This window comes from Stenotrophomonas sp. STK16_22 (genome assembly GCF_051984505.1).
In the GTDB taxonomy this organism is placed as follows: domain Bacteria; phylum Pseudomonadota; class Gammaproteobacteria; order Xanthomonadales; family Xanthomonadaceae; genus Stenotrophomonas; species Stenotrophomonas maltophilia_A.
Window position 1 is genome coordinate 4,109,804 of sequence record NZ_CP196972.1, and the last position, 16,132, is coordinate 4,125,935.

At 65.1% G+C, this 16,132-nt stretch carries 16 protein-coding genes; 4 read left to right on the forward strand and 12 right to left on the reverse strand.

Annotation, left to right across the window (positions count from 1 at the left end; genetic code table 11):
* The first annotated feature begins 109 nt into the window (after window positions 1-109).
* Together ACSYAO_RS19005 and ACSYAO_RS19010 are read left to right on the forward strand one after the other, a co-directional pair.
* Window positions 110-1,456 (forward strand): sigma-54-dependent transcriptional regulator, encoded by a 1,347-nt coding sequence (locus tag ACSYAO_RS19005; protein WP_032129058.1) that lies wholly within the window; start codon window positions 110-112, stop codon window positions 1,454-1,456.
* Window positions 1,453-2,805, forward strand: coding sequence for a sensor histidine kinase (locus ACSYAO_RS19010; RefSeq protein ID WP_049399192.1), 1,353 nt, complete (start codon window positions 1,453-1,455; stop codon window positions 2,803-2,805). Before ACSYAO_RS19005 ends, ACSYAO_RS19010 begins: the two co-directional genes overlap by 4 nt.
* A gap of 47 nt (window positions 2,806-2,852) precedes the next feature.
* Here the strand turns inward: ACSYAO_RS19010 and ACSYAO_RS19015 are convergent, their stop codons facing one another.
* Window positions 2,853-3,386 carry a GNAT family N-acetyltransferase gene (locus ACSYAO_RS19015; protein ID WP_149908690.1) on the reverse strand — a complete coding sequence of 178 codons (534 nt, stop codon included), beginning with the start codon at window positions 3,384-3,386 and terminating at the stop codon, window positions 2,853-2,855.
* Window positions 3,355-4,722, reverse strand: a complete 1,368-nt coding sequence (glmU, locus tag ACSYAO_RS19020; protein ID WP_049460871.1) for a bifunctional UDP-N-acetylglucosamine diphosphorylase/glucosamine-1-phosphate N-acetyltransferase GlmU — start codon at window positions 4,720-4,722, stop codon at window positions 3,355-3,357. The genes ACSYAO_RS19015 and glmU overlap by 32 nt, the downstream gene beginning before the upstream one ends.
* Window positions 4,723-4,805: 83 nt before the next feature.
* On the opposite strand from glmU, the gene ACSYAO_RS19025 reads away from it, so the two are divergent.
* Entirely contained in the window at window positions 4,806-5,189 is a 384-nt protein-coding gene (locus ACSYAO_RS19025) for a GtrA family protein (RefSeq protein ID WP_049460896.1), read from the forward strand.
* 187 nt (window positions 5,190-5,376) lie between these two features.
* Here the strand turns inward: ACSYAO_RS19025 and ACSYAO_RS19030 are convergent, their stop codons facing one another.
* The 9 genes from ACSYAO_RS19030 to ACSYAO_RS19070 form a co-directional block, all read right to left on the reverse strand.
* A complete protein-coding gene (locus ACSYAO_RS19030; RefSeq protein WP_005419509.1) occupies window positions 5,377-5,799 on the reverse strand; it encodes a F0F1 ATP synthase subunit epsilon in 423 nt (140 codons plus the stop codon).
* A gap of 113 nt (window positions 5,800-5,912) precedes the next feature.
* A complete protein-coding gene (gene atpD / locus ACSYAO_RS19035) occupies window positions 5,913-7,319 on the reverse strand; it encodes a F0F1 ATP synthase subunit beta (protein ID WP_005411128.1) in 1,407 nt (468 codons plus the stop codon).
* Between the two features lie 37 nt (window positions 7,320-7,356).
* Window positions 7,357-8,220: a F0F1 ATP synthase subunit gamma gene (gene atpG / locus ACSYAO_RS19040; protein ID WP_005411129.1), complete on the reverse strand. Its 864-nt coding sequence runs from the start codon at window positions 8,218-8,220 to the stop codon at window positions 7,357-7,359.
* A 97-nt stretch (window positions 8,221-8,317) separates the two neighbouring features.
* Window positions 8,318-9,865, reverse strand: coding sequence for a F0F1 ATP synthase subunit alpha (gene atpA / locus ACSYAO_RS19045; RefSeq protein WP_005411130.1), 1,548 nt, complete (start codon window positions 9,863-9,865; stop codon window positions 8,318-8,320).
* A 44-nt stretch (window positions 9,866-9,909) separates the two neighbouring features.
* Window positions 9,910-10,437, reverse strand: a complete 528-nt coding sequence (locus ACSYAO_RS19050) for a F0F1 ATP synthase subunit delta (RefSeq protein ID WP_005411131.1) — start codon at window positions 10,435-10,437, stop codon at window positions 9,910-9,912.
* A gap of 2 nt (window positions 10,438-10,439) precedes the next feature.
* Window positions 10,440-10,910, reverse strand: coding sequence for a F0F1 ATP synthase subunit B (locus tag ACSYAO_RS19055; RefSeq protein WP_005419512.1), 471 nt, complete (start codon window positions 10,908-10,910; stop codon window positions 10,440-10,442).
* 106 nt (window positions 10,911-11,016) lie between these two features.
* Complete coding sequence (atpE, locus tag ACSYAO_RS19060; protein WP_005411133.1) at window positions 11,017-11,322, reverse strand: F0F1 ATP synthase subunit C; 306 nt, start codon at window positions 11,320-11,322, stop codon at window positions 11,017-11,019.
* 73 nt (window positions 11,323-11,395) lie between these two features.
* The gene (atpB, locus tag ACSYAO_RS19065) at window positions 11,396-12,196 is read right to left on the reverse strand and encodes a F0F1 ATP synthase subunit A (protein WP_010481316.1); all 801 of its coding nucleotides are present in this window, start codon (window positions 12,194-12,196) and stop codon (window positions 11,396-11,398) included.
* Between the two features lie 31 nt (window positions 12,197-12,227).
* On the reverse strand, window positions 12,228-12,593 hold the full coding sequence (locus ACSYAO_RS19070) for a hypothetical protein (protein WP_006394654.1): 366 nt from the start codon (window positions 12,591-12,593) through the stop codon (window positions 12,228-12,230).
* A 459-nt stretch (window positions 12,594-13,052) separates the two neighbouring features.
* On the opposite strand from ACSYAO_RS19070, the gene ACSYAO_RS19075 reads away from it, so the two are divergent.
* On the forward strand, window positions 13,053-13,871 hold the full coding sequence (locus tag ACSYAO_RS19075; protein ID WP_010481314.1) for a hypothetical protein: 819 nt from the start codon (window positions 13,053-13,055) through the stop codon (window positions 13,869-13,871).
* Window positions 13,872-14,315: 444 nt separating this feature from the next.
* Here ACSYAO_RS19075 and lpdA read toward each other — a convergent pair whose 3' ends face one another.
* Window positions 14,316-16,124, reverse strand: coding sequence for a dihydrolipoyl dehydrogenase (gene lpdA, locus ACSYAO_RS19080; RefSeq protein WP_049460868.1), 1,809 nt, complete (start codon window positions 16,122-16,124; stop codon window positions 14,316-14,318).
* Window positions 16,125-16,132: the final 8 nt, after the last annotated feature.

Genomic DNA, 16,132 nt, shown 5'->3' on the forward strand with positions numbered 1-16,132 from the left:
TGCACAGCCACGGGTTTGGCTATGCTTGATGGGTGGCGCCGGGCTCTCCCGGTGCGTGGACACGAACGGCTCCAACGGCGCCGCCCATCCCTTTCTGCAGAACCGCTTGATGCCTGCGATCCTGATCATCGACGACAACGCCAGCGTGGGTACCGCGCTGGACGTGCTGTTCTCCCTGCACGACATCGACACCCTGCAGGCGCAGAGCCCGTCCGAAGGGCTGGCCCTGCTGGAGTCGCAGCCGGTCGACCTGGTGATCCAGGACATGAACTTCAGCGAGGACACCACCTCCGGCGAAGAAGGCGAGGCCCTGTTCGCGCAGATCCGCGCGCGCCATCCCGATCTGCCGGTGATCCTGCTGACGGCCTGGACCCACCTCAGCAGCGCGGTGGATCTGGTCAAGGCCGGTGCGGCCGACTACCTGGCCAAGCCCTGGGACGACCGCAAGCTGATGACCACGGTCAACAACCTGCTGGAACTGTCCGAGGCGCGCCGCGAACTGGACCGGCGCCGCAGCCGTGAACTGCGCCAGCGCAATGCGCTGGAAGAGAAGTACGACCTGTGCGGCGCGGTCTTCGCCGACCCCGCCAGCGAGCGCGTCATCGCTCTCGCCTGCCAGGTCGCACGCTCGGAACTGCCGGTACTGATCACCGGCGCGAACGGTGCCGGCAAGGAGAAGATCGCGCAGATCATCCAGGCCAATTCCCTGGTGGCCAAGGGTCCATTCGTGGCGGTCAACTGTGGCGCGCTGCCTTCGGAACTGATCGAGGCCGAACTGTTCGGTGCCGAGGCCGGTGCGTATACCGGCGCCAACAAGGCGCGCGAAGGCAAGTTCGAGGCCGCCGATGGTGGCACCCTGTTCCTGGATGAGATCGGCAACCTGTCGCTGGGCGGGCAGATGAAGCTGCTGCGTGTGCTGGAAACCGGCCGCTTCGAGCGCCTGGGCTCCAACCGCGAACGCCAGGTCAAGGTCCGCGTGGTCAGCGCGACCAATGCCGACCTGCCGGCGATGATCCGCGACGGCACCTTCCGCGAAGACCTCTATTACCGCCTCAACACGGTGGAACTGGTGCTGCCACCGCTGGCCGATCGCCCGGGCGACATCGTGCCGCTGGCCGAGCGCTTCCTGACAGCTGGCAAGCCCCTGTCCAGCGCCGCCACCGCCGCCCTGCAGCGGCACCCGTGGCCAGGCAACGTGCGCGAACTGCGCAACGTGATCCAGCGCGCCGAACTGCTGGCCACCGGCAACCGCATCGAAGTGGCCGATCTCAACCTGCCGCGCGCAGCCGCCGCTCCGCGCCCGGCCCCCAGTGCGGGCAATGACCCCGACCGCGCGCGCATCGAGGAGGTACTGGCGCGCAACCATGGCGTCATCGCCCAGGCCGCCGCCGAACTCGGCCTGAGCCGCCAGGCGCTGTACCGGCGCATGGACCGCCACGGTATCCCGCGCGAATGAAACGGCGCTCGTTCACTTTCCGCCTGTTCCTGCGCCTGCTGCCGGTGCTGGCGCTGGCCGCCGCGTTGCCGTGGCTGCTGGCCTACTGGATGGACCATGGCTGGGTGGTGACCACGGTGTCGGCGTTGATCCTGCTGTCGCTGATGTGGTGGACCCTGCGTCGCGCTACCGCCCCGGTGCGGTCACTGATGCGGGCCCTGGCGGGCACCACCAGCAGCTATCGCGACGGCGAATACAACTTCGGCGTGCACTGGCCCGGCAATGACGAGCTCGGCGACCTGGTGCAGGCACACCGCGAACTGGGCGATGTGCTGCGTGCACAGCGGCAGGGCCTGGTGCAACGCGAACTTCTGCTGGACACGATGGTGCAGAACACGCCGGTGGCGATGCTGCTGATCGCCTCGGGCGGTGATGGCATCGCCCGCGTGGTGTTCTCCAATCTGGCTGCGCGCAAGCTGCTGCATGGCGGCTGGAAGCTGGAAGGCCAGCGCCTGGAGGACGTGCTGGAACAGGTGCCGGTGGAGCTGCGCGATGCCATCGCCCGCGGTGGCGACAGCCTGTTCGCGGTGCATGCCGAGGGAGAGGATGGCGACGAGGACGACGAGCAGGTCTACCACCTGTCGCGGCGCGCCTTCCAGCTCAACGGCCGACCGCATGACCTGCTGCTGGTGCGTCTGCTGACCGCCGAGCTGCGGCGCCAGGAAGTGCAGACCTGGAAGAAGGTGATCCGGGTGATCAGCCACGAGCTCAACAACTCGCTGGCGCCGATCGCATCGCTCGCCCATTCCGGCGGTGTGCTGGTGCAGCGTGAGCGCTTTGACCGGCTGCCGGAGATCTTCACCACCATCGAGGATCGCGCACGCCACCTGGAAGGCTTCATCCGTGGCTATGCGCGCTTTGCCAAGCTGCCGCAACCGCAGTTGCAGACCGTGCACTGGGCCCCCTTCCTGTCCAGCCTGCGCCAGCAGATCCCATTCGGCATGGAACGTGAGCCGGACGAGGAACTGAGCAGCCGCATCGACATCGCCCAGTTCGGGCAGGCACTGCTGAACCTGTTGAAGAACGCGCACGAAGCCTGCGCCGAAGCAGAACCGCCCAACGACGACGTACAGGTGCAACTCACGCGGCTGCCGCAGTGGCTGCGCCTGGACGTACTGGATCGCGGCAAGGGCATGAACGAGCAGGTGCTGCAGAATGCGCTGATGCCGTTCTATTCGACCAAGCGCAATGGCACCGGGCTGGGCTTGGCCTTGACCCGCGAGATCGTGGAAGCGCATGGCGGCCGGGTATCACTGCAGAATCGCGGCGATGGCGGGTTGTGCGTGTCGATCCTGTTGCCGGTGGGTTGAGCGGGTAGGTCCACGCCATGCGCGGATGTGTCGACCAAGGTCGGCACCTACCAAACCTGCCGCATCGCCACCCGCAGGTGCATCGGGAACCCGAGCGCAGCCTCTTCGGCCATCGCCGCGCGCAGGCCATCGTTCCACTGCGCCTCGGGCACTACGTTGAATCCTTCGCTGGCATAGAAGGCCGCATTCCACGGCACATCGGACAGCGTGGTCAGCACCGCGGCCGCGTAGCCTCCCGCCCTCGCCTGCGCCAAGGAATGGCGCAGCAAAGCGCGGCCGTGGCCACGCCGCGCGTGTGCGGGATCCACGTCCATCTGCAGCACATGGAATTCACCGCAGAGTTCACCGGCCAGCAGGTAACCCGCGATACCACCGTCAGCCGCATCCACCACCCACAACTGGCCACGTTGAAGGCCATCCTGCAGCGTCGGCAGGTCCAGACCATGCCCGGCAAACACCGGGTAGGCCTGGTGACCCTTCAGCAGTTCACCGGCACGTTGTTCAATTGCCGGCAGCATGCCGAGTTCGTCGGCATGCGGGATGCGTGGCTCAGGACTTCTTGAGCGGGCGCTTCCAGCCATCGATGGTTTCCTGTCGTGCACGTGCCAGTGTCAGCTTGCCATCCGGGGCGTCGCGGGTGATGACCGAACCGGCGGCAATCGTCGCACTGTCGCCAATGGTCACCGGTGCTACCAGCGAACTGTTGGAGCCAATGAAGGCGTTGTCGCCGATGGTGGTGGTCGACTTGTTCACGCCGTCGTAGTTGCAGGTGATGGTGCCGGCACCGATGTTTACCCTGCTGCCGATCACCGCATCGCCCAGGTAGGTCAGATGGTTGGCCTTGCTGCCAACACCGAGGGTGACCTTCTTGGTCTCGACGAAGTTGCCGACGTGCACGCCATCGGCCAGCACGGTACCCGGGCGCAGGCGCGCGAACGGACCGACCAGTGCTGCGCCTTCGGTGACCACGCCTTCCAGATCACAGTGCGCACGTACTTCGGTGCCCGGACCGAGAGCAACGTCCTTCAGGCGGTTGAATGGACCGATGGTCACGCCATCGCCCAGCACGATATTGCCTTCGAGAACGACATCGACATCGATCAGCACGTCACTGCCCACGGTGACAGTGCCACGGATATCGAGACGTGCCGGATCGCGTACGCGCGCGCCCTGCGCGCACAGGGCCCGTACCGCGCGGCGCTGCCAGGCACGCTCCAGCTGCGAAAGCTGCCAGGGATCGTTTGCCCCTTCGGCTTCCTGCGCGTCGGCCACCAGTGCCATTTCGGCCGGGGTGTACTCGTGCGCGGCAAAGGCGAACACGTCGGTCAGGTAGTACTCGCCCTGCGCGTTGCTGTTGGACAACTGCGACAGCCAGCGCCGCAGCGCGGTCGACTCGGCGGCAATGATGCCGGTGTTGATCGTGCGCACACGCAGCTGGTCATCGGTAGCGTCCTTCTGCTCGACAATGGAGCCCACCTTGCCTTCGGCATCGCGCAGCACGCGGCCGTAACCGGTCGGGTCATCGACATCGGCGACCAGCACCGCCAGGCGACCCGGCTGCGCCAGCAGGTCGCGCAGGGTCTGCGCGCGGATCAGCGGCACGTCGCCGTACAGCACCAGCACCTGCGCGGCGTCAGGCACCTGCGGCATCGCCTGGGCCACCGCATGGCCGGTGCCCAGCTGCCGTGCCTGTTCAGCCCATTGCAGGTCGGGCTGGTCGGCGAAGTACTGGCGCACCGCTTCACCACCATGGCCGTAGACCACGTGGATCGCCGCCGGTTCCAGTTCGCGGGCGGCCGCGATCACGTGTGCCAGCATCGGCTGGCCGGCGATCGGCTGCAGCACCTTCGGCAGCACCGACTTCATGCGCTTGCCCGCGCCAGCGGCGAGGATGATGACGTGCAGGGGTTGGGTCATGGAAACGGCAGTCCGTGGTTCGTTGCCGATGATTCTAGAGCGTGGGCCGTTAACATGTGCATCCCACCTCCTTCACCGCACTGATGGGCCTCGTCCGCCAGGGAAGCACCTATCTCATCATCGGGCTCGTGCAGCTGCTGCTCGACTGGCTGGTGTTCGTCACCGCGACCGCGCTGGGCCTGCCGGTGGTGCCTGCCAACATTGCCGGTCGCCTGGCCGGGATGCTGCTGGGCTTCTGGCTCAACGGCCGTTACACCTTTGCCAATGCAGGTGATGCGCGCCTTGGCTGGCGTCGATTTTCACGCTTCTTCGGGCTGTGGCTGCTGCTGACCGCGACAAGCACGTTGCTGGTGAGCCTGGTCGACCACGCGCTGGGCCTGCAGTACACCTGGCTGGCCAAGCCGCTGGTGGAAGGCGGGCTGGCGTGCGTTTCCTTCCTGCTGATGCGCTGCGTGGTCTACCGCTGATACGGCGCTGGGATCGGGATCGGGATCGGGATCGGTAGAGTCGACTGTTGGTCGACTGCTCTTCCATCAGAATGCGGAAATCCCGCGCTGCGCGCGATAGTCGACTCTACCCAGCCGACACTCTACCCCGCACAAACAAAAACGCCGGCACAGGGCCGGCGTTCTCGTGGATGCAGCGCGAGAAACCTCAGTGCTTGAGGTTCTTGCGCAGGCGCTCCAGCGCCTGCAGCTGGACGACGGCTTCGGCCAGCTTCTGCTGGGCTTCAGCCACTTCCATCGCCTCGCCGCGGTTGGCCAGGATGCGCTCGGCTTCTTCCTTGGCCTTGCGGACAGAGGCTTCGTCGATGTCCTGCGCGCGGATCGCGGTGTCGGCCAGCACGGTCACCACCTGCGGCTGCACTTCCAGGATGCCGCCGGAAATGGCGAAATCCAGCTGCTCGCCGTTCGGCGTGGTCACCACCACCTTGCCCGGCTTCAGGCGGGTGATCAGCGGCGCGTGCTTGGGCGCGATGCCCAGTTCGCCCAGCTCACCGGTGGCCACGACCAGGGTCGCTTCGCCACGGAAGATTTCCTGCTCGGCGCTGACGATGTCGCAACGGATCGTGCTCATGCAAATCTCTTCGCTGTTCGCGGCGGCGCAATGCCACCGTGGGAGTCCACCGGCGCGGGCGGTTGCCCGGCGCCGGCGTCAGGTCGGGCAGGATCGCTCCCGCCCGTCCCGGATCAGGCCTTCTCGGCCATCTTCTTGGCCTTCTCGACCGCTTCTTCGATGCCGCCGACCATGTAGAACGCCTGCTCCGGCAGGTGGTCGTACTCGCCATCGACGATGGCCTTGAAGCCACGGATGGTGTCCTTCAGCGGCACGTACTTGCCCGGCGAACCGGTGAACACTTCGGCCACGTGGAACGGCTGGCTGAAGAAGCGCTCAATCTTACGGGCGCGCGACACGGCCTGCTTGTCCTCTTCGGACAGCTCGTCCATGCCCAGGATCGCGATGATGTCCTTCAGTTCCTTGTACTTCTGCAGGGTCTGCTGGACGCGCTGGGCGGTGTCGTAGTGCTCGTGGCCGATGACCAGCGGGTCCATCTGGCGGCTGGTGGAATCCAGCGGATCGACGGCCGGGTAGATACCCAGCGAGGCGATCGAACGCGACAGGGTGACGGTCGAGTCCAGGTGGGCGAAGGTGGTCGCCGGCGACGGGTCGGTCAGGTCGTCCGCGGGAACGTAGACGGCCTGGATCGAGGTGATCGAACCGTTCTTGGTCGAGGTGATGCGCTCCTGCAGGACGCCCATTTCCTCGGCCAGGGTCGGCTGGTAACCCACGGCGGACGGCATACGGCCCAGCAGTGCCGACACTTCGGTACCGGCCAGGGTGTAACGGTAGATGTTGTCGACGAACAGCAGGACGTCCTTGCCCTTGCCGTTTTCGTCCTTCTCGTCGCGGAAGTACTCGGCCATGGTCAGGCCGGTCAGGGCGACGCGCAGACGGTTGCCCGGCGGCTCGTTCATCTGGCCGTACACCATCGCCACCTTGTCGAGGACGTTGGAGTCCTTCATTTCGTGGTAGAAGTCGTTGCCCTCACGGGTACGCTCACCCACGCCGGCGAACACGGACAGTCCGCTGTGCGCCTTGGCGATGTTGTTGATCAGCTCCATCATGTTGACGGTCTTGCCGACGCCGGCGCCGCCGAACAGGCCGACCTTGCCGCCCTTGGCGAACGGGCACATCAGGTCGATGACCTTGATGCCGGTTTCCAGCAGTTCGGTGGCCGGGGACTGGTCTTCGTACGACGGGGCCGCACGGTGGATTTCCCAGCTGTCGCTGGCGGCCACCGGGCCGGCTTCGTCGATCGGACGGCCGAGCACGTCCATGATGCGGCCCAGGGTGCCAGCGCCGACCGGCACCGAGATGCCACGGCCGGTGTTGACGGCAACCAGGTTGCGCTTCAGGCCGTCGGTGGAACCGAGGGCGATGGTACGCACCACGCCGTCGCCCAGCTGCTGCTGGACTTCGAGGGTGATCTCGGTGTTTTCCACCTTCAGTGCGTCGTACACCTTCGGCACCGATTCACGCGGGAATTCGACGTCGACGACCGCGCCGATGATCTGAACGATCTTGCCCTGACTCATTGCTGCATCCTCTAATGTGTGCTTTGAACGAACGCGGTCAGACTGCTGCCGCGCCGCCGACGATTTCGGAGATTTCCTGGGTGATCGCTGCCTGGCGCGCCTTGTTGTAGACGAGCTGCAGGGTGCCGATCAGCTTGTTGGCGTTGTCGCTCGCCGCCTTCATCGCAACCATGCGTGCCGCATGCTCGGAGGCGACGTTTTCCAGCAGTGCCTGGTACACCAGCGACTCGATGTAACGCGTCATCACGTGCTCGAGCACGGTCGCGGCATCGGGTTCGTACAGGTAATCCCAGTCGTGGTGAGCGACCTGCTTCTCAGCCGGCGGCAGCGGCAGCAGCTGATCGAAGCTGGCCTTCTGCACCATGGTGTTCACGAAGCGGTTGTAGACCAGGTACACGCGGTCGATCTTGCCTTCGGTGAAGGCGTCGAGCATGACCTTGATCACACCGATCAGCGATTCCAGCTTCGGCACGTCGCCGATGTGGGTCACGCTGCCGACCATGTTGACCTTCACGCGGCGGAAGAAGGTCGAAGCCTTCTGGCCGATGGTCACCAAGTCCACTTCCGCACCCTTGTCCTGCCATGCCTTGGCTTCGCCCAGCATCTTGCGGAACAGGTTGTTGTTCAGGCCGCCGGCCAGGCCGCGATCGGAGGAGATCACGATGAAGCCGACCCGCTTGACCTGCTCACGCTCGACCAGGAACGGATGCTGGTAGTCGGTGCTGGCCTGGGCCAGGTGACCGATCACCTGCTTCATCGCCTGCGCGTACGGACGCGAGGTCTTCATCCGATCCTGCGCCTTGCGGATCTTGGAGGCCGAGACCATTTCCAGGGCGCGCGTCACCTTGCGGGTGTTCTGCACGCTCTTGATCTTGGTTTTGATTTCGCGTCCGCTTGCCATCTCTTGTTTCCCGTGGCGCGGGGCTGCTGCCCCGCGTTGTTCAACCGTTTGTCATCTGGTCCAGCGGAGCCAGCGGCTCCGCTCTACAGGACCGCGATTACCAGCTGCCGGTGGTCTTGAACTCGGCGATGCCCTTCTTGAAGGCACCTTCGATGTCGTTGTCCCAACCGCCGGTGGCGTTGACCTTGCTGACCAGCTCGCCCTGGGTGTTGGCGAAGTGGGCGTGCAGGCCTTCTTCGAACGCCAGCAGCTTGTTGACCGGCACGTCGTCGAGGTAACCCTCGTTGACGGCGTAGATCGACAGCGCCTGGTTGGCGATCGACATCGGCGCGTACTGCTTCTGCTTCATCAGCTCGGTGACGCGCTGGCCACGCTCCAGCTGCTTGCGGGTGGCTTCGTCCAGGTCCGAGGCGAACTGCGCGAACGCAGCCAGCTCGCGGTACTGGGCCAGCGAGATACGGATGCCGCCCGACAGCTTCTTGATGATCTTGGTCTGGGCCGAGCCACCGACGCGCGACACCGAGATACCGGCGTTCACGGCCGGGCGGATGCCGGCGTTGAACAGGTCGGTTTCCAGGAAGATCTGGCCGTCGGTGATCGAGATCACGTTGGTCGGAACGAAGGCGGACACGTCGCCGGCCTGGGTTTCGATGATCGGCAGCGCGGTCAGCGAACCGGTCTTGCCGGTGACCTTGCCTTCGGTGAACTTTTCGACGTATTCCTCGGACACGCGGGCAGCGCGCTCGAGCAGACGGGAGTGCAGGTAGAACACGTCACCCGGGTAGGCTTCACGGCCCGGCGGGCGCTTCAGCAGCAGCGAGATCTGGCGGTAGGCGACGGCCTGCTTGGACAGATCGTCGTACACGATCAGCGCGTCTTCGCCGCGGTCCATGAAGTACTCACCCATGGTGCAGCCCGAGTAGGCGCTGATGTACTGCATGGCAGCCGATTCGGAAGCAGTCGCGGCCACCACGATGGTGTGGGCCAGCGCGCCGTTCTCTTCCAGCTTGCGCACGATGTTGGCGATGGTCGAAGCCTTCTGGCCGATCGCAACGTACACGCACTTGATGCCGGTGCCCTTCTGGTTGATCACCGCATCGATCGCCATCGCGGTCTTGCCGGTCTGGCGGTCACCGATGATCAGCTCGCGCTGGCCACGGCCGATCGGGATCATCGAGTCGACCGACTTGTAGCCGGTCTGCACCGGCTGGTCGACCGACTTGCGCCAGATCACGCCCGGCGCAACGCGCTCCACCGGAGCGGTCAGGTCGGTGCCCAGCGGGCCCTTGCCGTCGATCGGCTCGCCCAGCGCGTTCACGACGCGGCCCAGCAGTTCCGGACCGACCGGCACTTCCAGGATGCGGCCGGTGGTCTTGGCGACGTCGCCTTCGCGCAGGTGCTCGTAGTCACCCAGCACCACGGCGCCGACCGAGTCGCGCTCCAGGTTCAGGGCGAGGGCGAAGGTGTTGTTCGGCAGTTCGATCATTTCGCCCTGCATCACGTCGGCCAGACCGAAGATGCGCACGATGCCGTCGGACACGCTGGTCACGGTGCCTTCGTTGCGCGATTCCGCGGCCAGCTTGACCTTCTCGATGCGGTTCTTGATCAGTTCGCTGATTTCGGAGGGGTTGAGCGTGGTTGCCATCGTCAAGTCCTAGTGCCGGCAGCGGGGCCGGACGTTAAATGAATTCAGTTAGCGAGCGCGGTCTGCAGACGGGCCAGCTTGCCCTTCAGCGAACCATCGATGACCACGTCGCCGGCGTCGATCACGGCGCCGCCGATCAGCGAGGCATCGACCGCGGTGGTCACGTCGACCTCGCGGTTGAAGCGCTTGCGCAGCGCGACCTTGATCGCGTCCAGCTCACCGGCCGACAGTTCGGCGGCCGAGGTGACGGTGGCCTTGACCACGTGCTCGGCTTCGGCGCGCAGGGCGTCGAACATGCCGGAAATCTCCGGCAGCAGCGGCAGACGATGCGATTCGGCCAGGATGGCCAGGAAGCGCGAGTAGGTCTCGCCGTGGGACACCGGCGCCAGCAGGGCGACGGCGTCGTCACGACCCAGCTCCGGGTTGGCGAGCAGGGCCGCCACGCGCGGGTCGGCGGCGACGTGGGCGGAGAACGCCAGGGCGTCCGACCACGGCGCGAACGCGCCTTCGTCGCGCGCGGTCGCGAACGCGGCGCGGGCGTACGGGCGGGCAAGCGTGAGGGCCTGGCTCATCCTTAGATCTCCGAGGCCAGCTCGTCGAGCAGCGCCTTGTGGGCGTTGGCGTCGATTTCGCGCTTGAGCAGCTTTTCGGCACCGGTCACGGCCAGCGCGGACACCTGCTTGCGCAGATCTTCACGGGCACGGTTGGCGGCGGCGTCGATTTCAGCCTGGGCCAGTTCCTTCTGACGGGTGGCTTCGGTGATCGCTTCGTTACGGGCAGCATCAACGATCTGGTTGGCACGCGCGTGAGCCTGATCGATGATCTCGTTGGCCTTGGTGCGTGCTTCCTTCAGCGCTTCGTTGACCTTCTCCTGCGCCTGGGCCAGATCTTTCTGGCTGCGGTCGGCAGCAGCGAGGCCTTCAGCAATCTTCTGCTGGCGCTCTTCGATCGCGTTCATCAGCGGCGGCCAGATCTTGGTCGCGATGATCCAGATCAGACCAGCGAAGGCCAGCGCCTGCGCAAGAAGGGTGAAATTGATATTCATGGTTAGCTCGATCGCTGGTTTCGGGGTGGACGCGCCGCCGTAGCGGCACATCCGGCCTTCATCCGAAACCGGGTGCATCAGCACCCGGTCGTCTCAAACCGCTGTATCAGCCGGCCAGAGCCTTGGTGACGGCGCCAGCGAAGGCAGCCGACAGCGGGTTGGCGAAGGCCAGCAGCAGGCCAACGGCGACCGAGATGATGAACGCGGCGTCGATCAGGCCGGCGGTGATGAACATGCGGACCTGCAGGACCGGGATCAGTTCCGGCTGGCGGGCGGCCGACTCCAGGAACTTACCAGCCATGATGGCCAGACCCAGACCGGCGCCCAGCGCGGCCAGGCCGATCATGATGCCGACGGCAAGGGCGGTGGAGCTCTGAATCTGCGCGAAGTTGGTCAGGACGGCGAAGTACATGGTTATCTCCAGGAACTTAAGTTGCTAAGGGTGATGAAACGGATGAAGGTTGAAACGCGTTGAAGCTTGAAACTCAGTGAGCGTCTTCCGACAGGCTCAGGTACACGATCGACAGCATCATGAAGATGAAGGCCTGCAGCGGGATCACCAGCAGGTGGAACAGCATCCAGCCGAGGCCGAACACACCACCGGCAATGGCACCGAAGAAACCGGCACCACCCAGCACCCAGATCAGCAGGAACACGATTTCGCCGCCGAACATGTTGCCGAACAGTCGCATCGCCAGCGAGATCGGCTTGCTCAGCCACTCGACGATGTTGAGGATCAGGTTGAACGGCATCATCCACTTGCCGAACGGCGCCGTCAGGAATTCCTTGATGAAGCCGCCCAGGCCCTTGGACTTGAGCGCGAAGAACAGCATCAGGAAGAACACGCTGATGGCCATGCCCAGGGTGGCATTGACGTCAGCGGTCGGGACCGGCTTCCAGTAGTGCACGCCCACCCATTCCAGCGGCTTGGCGATGAAATCGGCCGGGATCATCTTCAGCAGATTCATCAACAGGATCCAGAAGAAGATCGTGATGGCGATCGGCGTGACCAGCTTGCTCTTGCCGTGGTAGGTGTCCTTGGCCTGGCGGTCGACGAACTCCAGGCAGATCTCGACGAAGGCCTGCCACTTGCCCGGCACGCCGGCGGTGGCCTTGCGGGTGCCCAGCCAGAACGCGACAACGATCACCAGGCCCATCAGGACAGCGGTGAGGAAGGTATCGACGTGGATATGCCAGAACATACCCTCACCCTTGCCGACCGGCGCGGTCAGGTTGTGCAGGTGATGCTGGATGTAGCTGGTAGGGGTTAGAGCCTCGCCCGCCATGTGTCCGGAACCTTCAGTTAATTGAATTCTGTCAACGCCTGGCCATCGCCAGGACCTGGAACATCAAGCCGACGGCGATACCGGCCAACAGCGCCAATGCAGGCAGCTTGAAGACCAGAAACCCCACCAGCAGGACGCCGAAAACCACCACCCACTTGGCCACGATCGCAATGATCAGGCGAGCCATCGCCGAACCTGCGGCCAGTGCCCCACCGCCCAGGGCCATCCGTGCCGCCACCCAGCCACCGGCCGAAATGGCCACACCGGACGCCAGCGCGCCGAGGGCATATTTCGGACCTACCAGCAGGAAGGCCAGGGCCAGGACAGCCACTGCGGCCAGCGGGTAGACCGCGGCGCGCAGCATCAGTCGCCGACCCGCATCAACGGAGTTCAGCACAGGACGTCCCGCGTGGTTGCAAGTGGAGGGCTGAGGCGACTACAGCAGGGGGGCCTCATCGAGCCGCCAAATTATAGCAATGGGACAATTTGCGAGACAACCGCTCCCTGTTCATCCCGGGAGGCCGCAAGTTGCGGTAACGGTTACATTTTTGCGTGCCACCCAGGGGACAATGACGTCCGTATGATGTTGCAGCGCAGTATTGAACTTTGGTCGCAGGCCGCGGAACTTTCACCGAATGCGCCGGTCCGATCTTTCGACCTGCCTGCAGCAACCTCGTCGACGCTCCGCCCCGCAGGTCCCACGATGGCCCCGAAGCCCGGCTCCGGGGCCATCTTTTTGCATCGTCGCGACAGCGCTGAACCGTGCACACTTCGTGGACCATACGTTCACGGATGGTGGACGGGCCTGTCCGGCACAGTGGTCTTCATTCTGATGAACCACTGCAAGGACTCTTCGATGCGCCCCGTACCCACCCTGCTCGCCCTCTCCCTGCTCGCCGCTGGCGCTTCGTTCGCCACTGCCGCCCACGCCGCTGAAGGCGACGACCGCTTCGCCCTGCGCCTGGGTGCGATGAACATCGACTCGGACAACACCCTTCGCGGCAAGACCAACGTCGCCGGCCAGGACATCGGCTTCTCCGAGGACTTCAAGCTGGGTGGCAAGGAGTGGGAACCGCGCATTGACGGCATGTTCCGCATCAGCAACCGCCAGCGCCTGCTGTTCAACTACTTCAAGTACGACAAGGACCGCCGCGAGACCCTTGGCCAGGACATCTCCTTCGGTGACGTCAACGTGCCGTCCGGCAGCTTCGTCAAGGGTGAACTGAAGTACCAGGTCGCCAGCCTGGTCTATGACTACTCGGTGGTGGACACCGATACCTTCGACCTCGGCCTGCAGCTGGGTGCCGAGTACGCCAAGGTCAGCACCAAGGCCTACGCCGATCTGGGCACTGTCTACGAAGGCCAGTTCCTCAATGAGAAGACCGACGGCGTGGCGCCGGTGGTCGGTGCGCGCCTGAGCTTCACCCCGTCGGAAAAGTGGATGATCACGCTGCAGGGCCAGTATCTCAACACGCGCTGGGGCAGCTTCGATGACTACAAGGGCGACCTGAGCCGCGCCAACGCCATCGTGGATTACCGCTTCACGAAGAACTTCGGTGTGTTCGCTGGCTACGACTGGTTCAAGCTCGACGCGGACAAGAAGGGCAGCGACGGCACCATCGGCCTGAAGCAGGAATTCAAGGGCCCGGTGGCCGGCGTCAGCTTCGTGTTCTGATCCCACGCCCCTTCCACGACACTCTCTCTCCTGGCGCGGCCTCCGGAACATCGGGGCCGCGCTTTTTCTTTGCATCGTCGAGCAGAGAAGCAGGTTGGTCGAGCGCTGGGGGAAGAGGGGCTTGCGTGCGAATGTCCCCCGGCACCGGCCTGCGGCCGTCACCTCCTCCTTTACTTCGCACGCAAGTCCCTCTTCCCCCGCGTGTCAGGCATCCAGGCGGGCCAAGCTGTGGCTCTCGACTATCCGCAAGCCGAGCCGCTGCGCGGGTGGCAGGCGTTTGGACAAAGCAAAGGAGGAGGCGACCGCCGCAGGCGGACGACGGGGGACATTTGTCCAAACGCCTGCCACCCGCGCAGCGGCCCCACCGCTCGCAAAAATCCGGAGCGGAGAAACAAAAAACCCCAGCAGATGCCGGGGCTTCTCGTTCGCGAAGGCGCGGGCGCCTTACTTCTTCTTCGGCATGTACAGATCGGTGATCGTGCCGTCGTAGATTTCCGAGGCCATCGCCACCGATTCGCTCAGCGTCGGGTGAGCGTGGATGGTGTGGCCGATGTCCTCGGCTTCCGCACCCATCTCGATGGCCAGGCCGATCTCGGCCAGCAGGTCACCGGCGTGCACGCCGACGATGGCACCACCGATGATGCGATGGGTCTCTTCGTCGAAGATCAGCTTGGTGAAGCCCTCGGTGCGACCGATGCCGATCGCGCGGCCACTGGCGGCCCACGGGAACTTGGCCACGCCGACCTTCAGGCCCTTGGCCTTGGCTTCGGTCTCGGTCACGCCGACCCAGGCGATTTCCGGGTTGGTATAGGCCACCGACGGGATCACGCGGGCCACCCATTCCTTCTTGTGGCCGGCGGCCACTTCGGCAGCCAGCTTGCCCTCGTGCGTGGCCTTGTGGGCCAGCATCGGGTTGCCGACGATGTCGCCGATGGCAAAGATGTGCGGCACGTTGGTGCGCATCTGGCGATCGACCGGGATGAAGCCACGGTCGGTGACCTGCACGCCGGCCTTTTCGGCATCGATCTTCTTGCCGTTCGGCGAGCGACCCACGGCCACCAGCACGCGATCGAAGGTGCCCTGCGCCAGCGCAGGCGCCTGGCCTTCCTCGGCGGCGTCGAAGGTCACGGTGATGCCCTTGGCATCGGCGGTGACGCCGGAGGCCTTGGTCTTCAGGTGCACGTCGATGCCCTGCTTCTTCAGGCGGTCGGCCAGCGGCTTGACCAGGTCCTTGTCGGCGCCCGGCATCAGCTGGTCCATGAACTCGACCACGGTGACCTTGCTGCCCAGCGCGCTGTACACGGTGGCCATTTCCAGGCCGATGATGCCGCCGCCGACGACCAGCAGCGAGCCCGGCACTTCGGCCAGCTCCAGCGCGTCGGTGGAGTCCATCACGCGCTTGTCGTCCCACGGGAAGTTCGGCAGCTTCACCGCCTGCGAACCGGCGGCGATGATGCACTTCTGGAAGCGCAGCAGCTGGGTGCTGCCATCAGCGGCGGTGATTTCCAGCTCGTTGGCCGAAACGAATTTGCCGACGCCCTGCACGCTGCGGACCTTGCGCTGCTTGGCCATGCCGGCCAGGCCCTTGGTCAGCTGGTTGACGACCTTTTCCTTGTACTCGCGCAGCTTGTCCAGGGTAATGGTCGGCTTGCCGAACTCGACGCCGAAATCACCGGCGTGGGCCACTTCGTCGATGACCGCTGCAGCGTGCAGCAGCGCCTTGGACGGAATGCAGCCCACGTTGAGGCAGACGCCGCCTAGGCTGGCGTAGCGCTCGACCAGCACCGTATCCAGGCCGACGTCGGCAGCGCGGAAAGCGGCGGTGTAGCCGCCCGGGCCGGAGCCCAGCACGACCATTTCGCATTCGATGTCGGCTGGCTTGCCGCTGGACAGCGCCGGCTTCGGCGCAGCCGGTTCAGCCGGGGCGCGGTGCGACGGGGTCACCGGCGGCTTGCTGGCCGGAGCGGCCGCTGCCGGGGCCGGCGCGGCGGCCTTGGCCGGGACTTCGGCGGCACCTTCGGCGTCCAGCACCACGACCACGGCGCCTTCGGACAGGGTGTCGCCCAGCTTGACCTTGATTTCCTTGACCACGCCGGCAGCCGAGGACGGCACTTCCAGGGTGGCCTTGTCCGATTCCAGGGTCACCAGACCCTGATCCTTCTTCACCGTGTCGCCGACGGCGACCAACACTTCGATCACCGGCACATCGCTGTAATCGCCGATGTCGGGAACCTTGACTTCAATCGTGGCCATGGTGGGTT

Excerpts from the sequence above, each read along its gene's own strand:
- ACSYAO_RS19005 (WP_032129058.1), top strand. The coding sequence starts at position 110 with ATGCCTGCGATCCTGATCATCGACGACAACGCCAGCGTGGGTACCGCG.
- ACSYAO_RS19010 (WP_049399192.1), top strand. The coding sequence starts at position 1,453 with ATGAAACGGCGCTCGTTCACTTTCCGCCTGTTCCTGCGCCTGCTGCCG.
- ACSYAO_RS19015 (WP_149908690.1), bottom strand. The coding sequence starts at position 3,386 with ATGGCTGGAAGCGCCCGCTCAAGAAGTCCTGAGCCACGCATCCCGCAT.
- glmU (WP_049460871.1), bottom strand. The coding sequence starts at position 4,722 with ATGACCCAACCCCTGCACGTCATCATCCTCGCCGCTGGCGCGGGCAAG.
- ACSYAO_RS19025 (WP_049460896.1), top strand. The coding sequence starts at position 4,806 with ATGGGCCTCGTCCGCCAGGGAAGCACCTATCTCATCATCGGGCTCGTG.
- ACSYAO_RS19030 (WP_005419509.1), bottom strand. The coding sequence starts at position 5,799 with ATGAGCACGATCCGTTGCGACATCGTCAGCGCCGAGCAGGAAATCTTC.
- atpD (WP_005411128.1), bottom strand. The coding sequence starts at position 7,319 with ATGAGTCAGGGCAAGATCGTTCAGATCATCGGCGCGGTCGTCGACGTC.
- atpG (WP_005411129.1), bottom strand. The coding sequence starts at position 8,220 with ATGGCAAGCGGACGCGAAATCAAAACCAAGATCAAGAGCGTGCAGAAC.
- atpA (WP_005411130.1), bottom strand. The coding sequence starts at position 9,865 with ATGGCAACCACGCTCAACCCCTCCGAAATCAGCGAACTGATCAAGAAC.
- ACSYAO_RS19050 (WP_005411131.1), bottom strand. The coding sequence starts at position 10,437 with ATGAGCCAGGCCCTCACGCTTGCCCGCCCGTACGCCCGCGCCGCGTTC.
- ACSYAO_RS19055 (WP_005419512.1), bottom strand. The coding sequence starts at position 10,910 with ATGAATATCAATTTCACCCTTCTTGCGCAGGCGCTGGCCTTCGCTGGT.
- atpE (WP_005411133.1), bottom strand. The coding sequence starts at position 11,322 with ATGTACTTCGCCGTCCTGACCAACTTCGCGCAGATTCAGAGCTCCACC.
- atpB (WP_010481316.1), bottom strand. The coding sequence starts at position 12,196 with ATGGCGGGCGAGGCTCTAACCCCTACCAGCTACATCCAGCATCACCTG.
- ACSYAO_RS19075 (WP_010481314.1), top strand. The coding sequence starts at position 13,053 with ATGCGCCCCGTACCCACCCTGCTCGCCCTCTCCCTGCTCGCCGCTGGC.
- lpdA (WP_049460868.1), bottom strand. The coding sequence starts at position 16,124 with ATGGCCACGATTGAAGTCAAGGTTCCCGACATCGGCGATTACAGCGAT.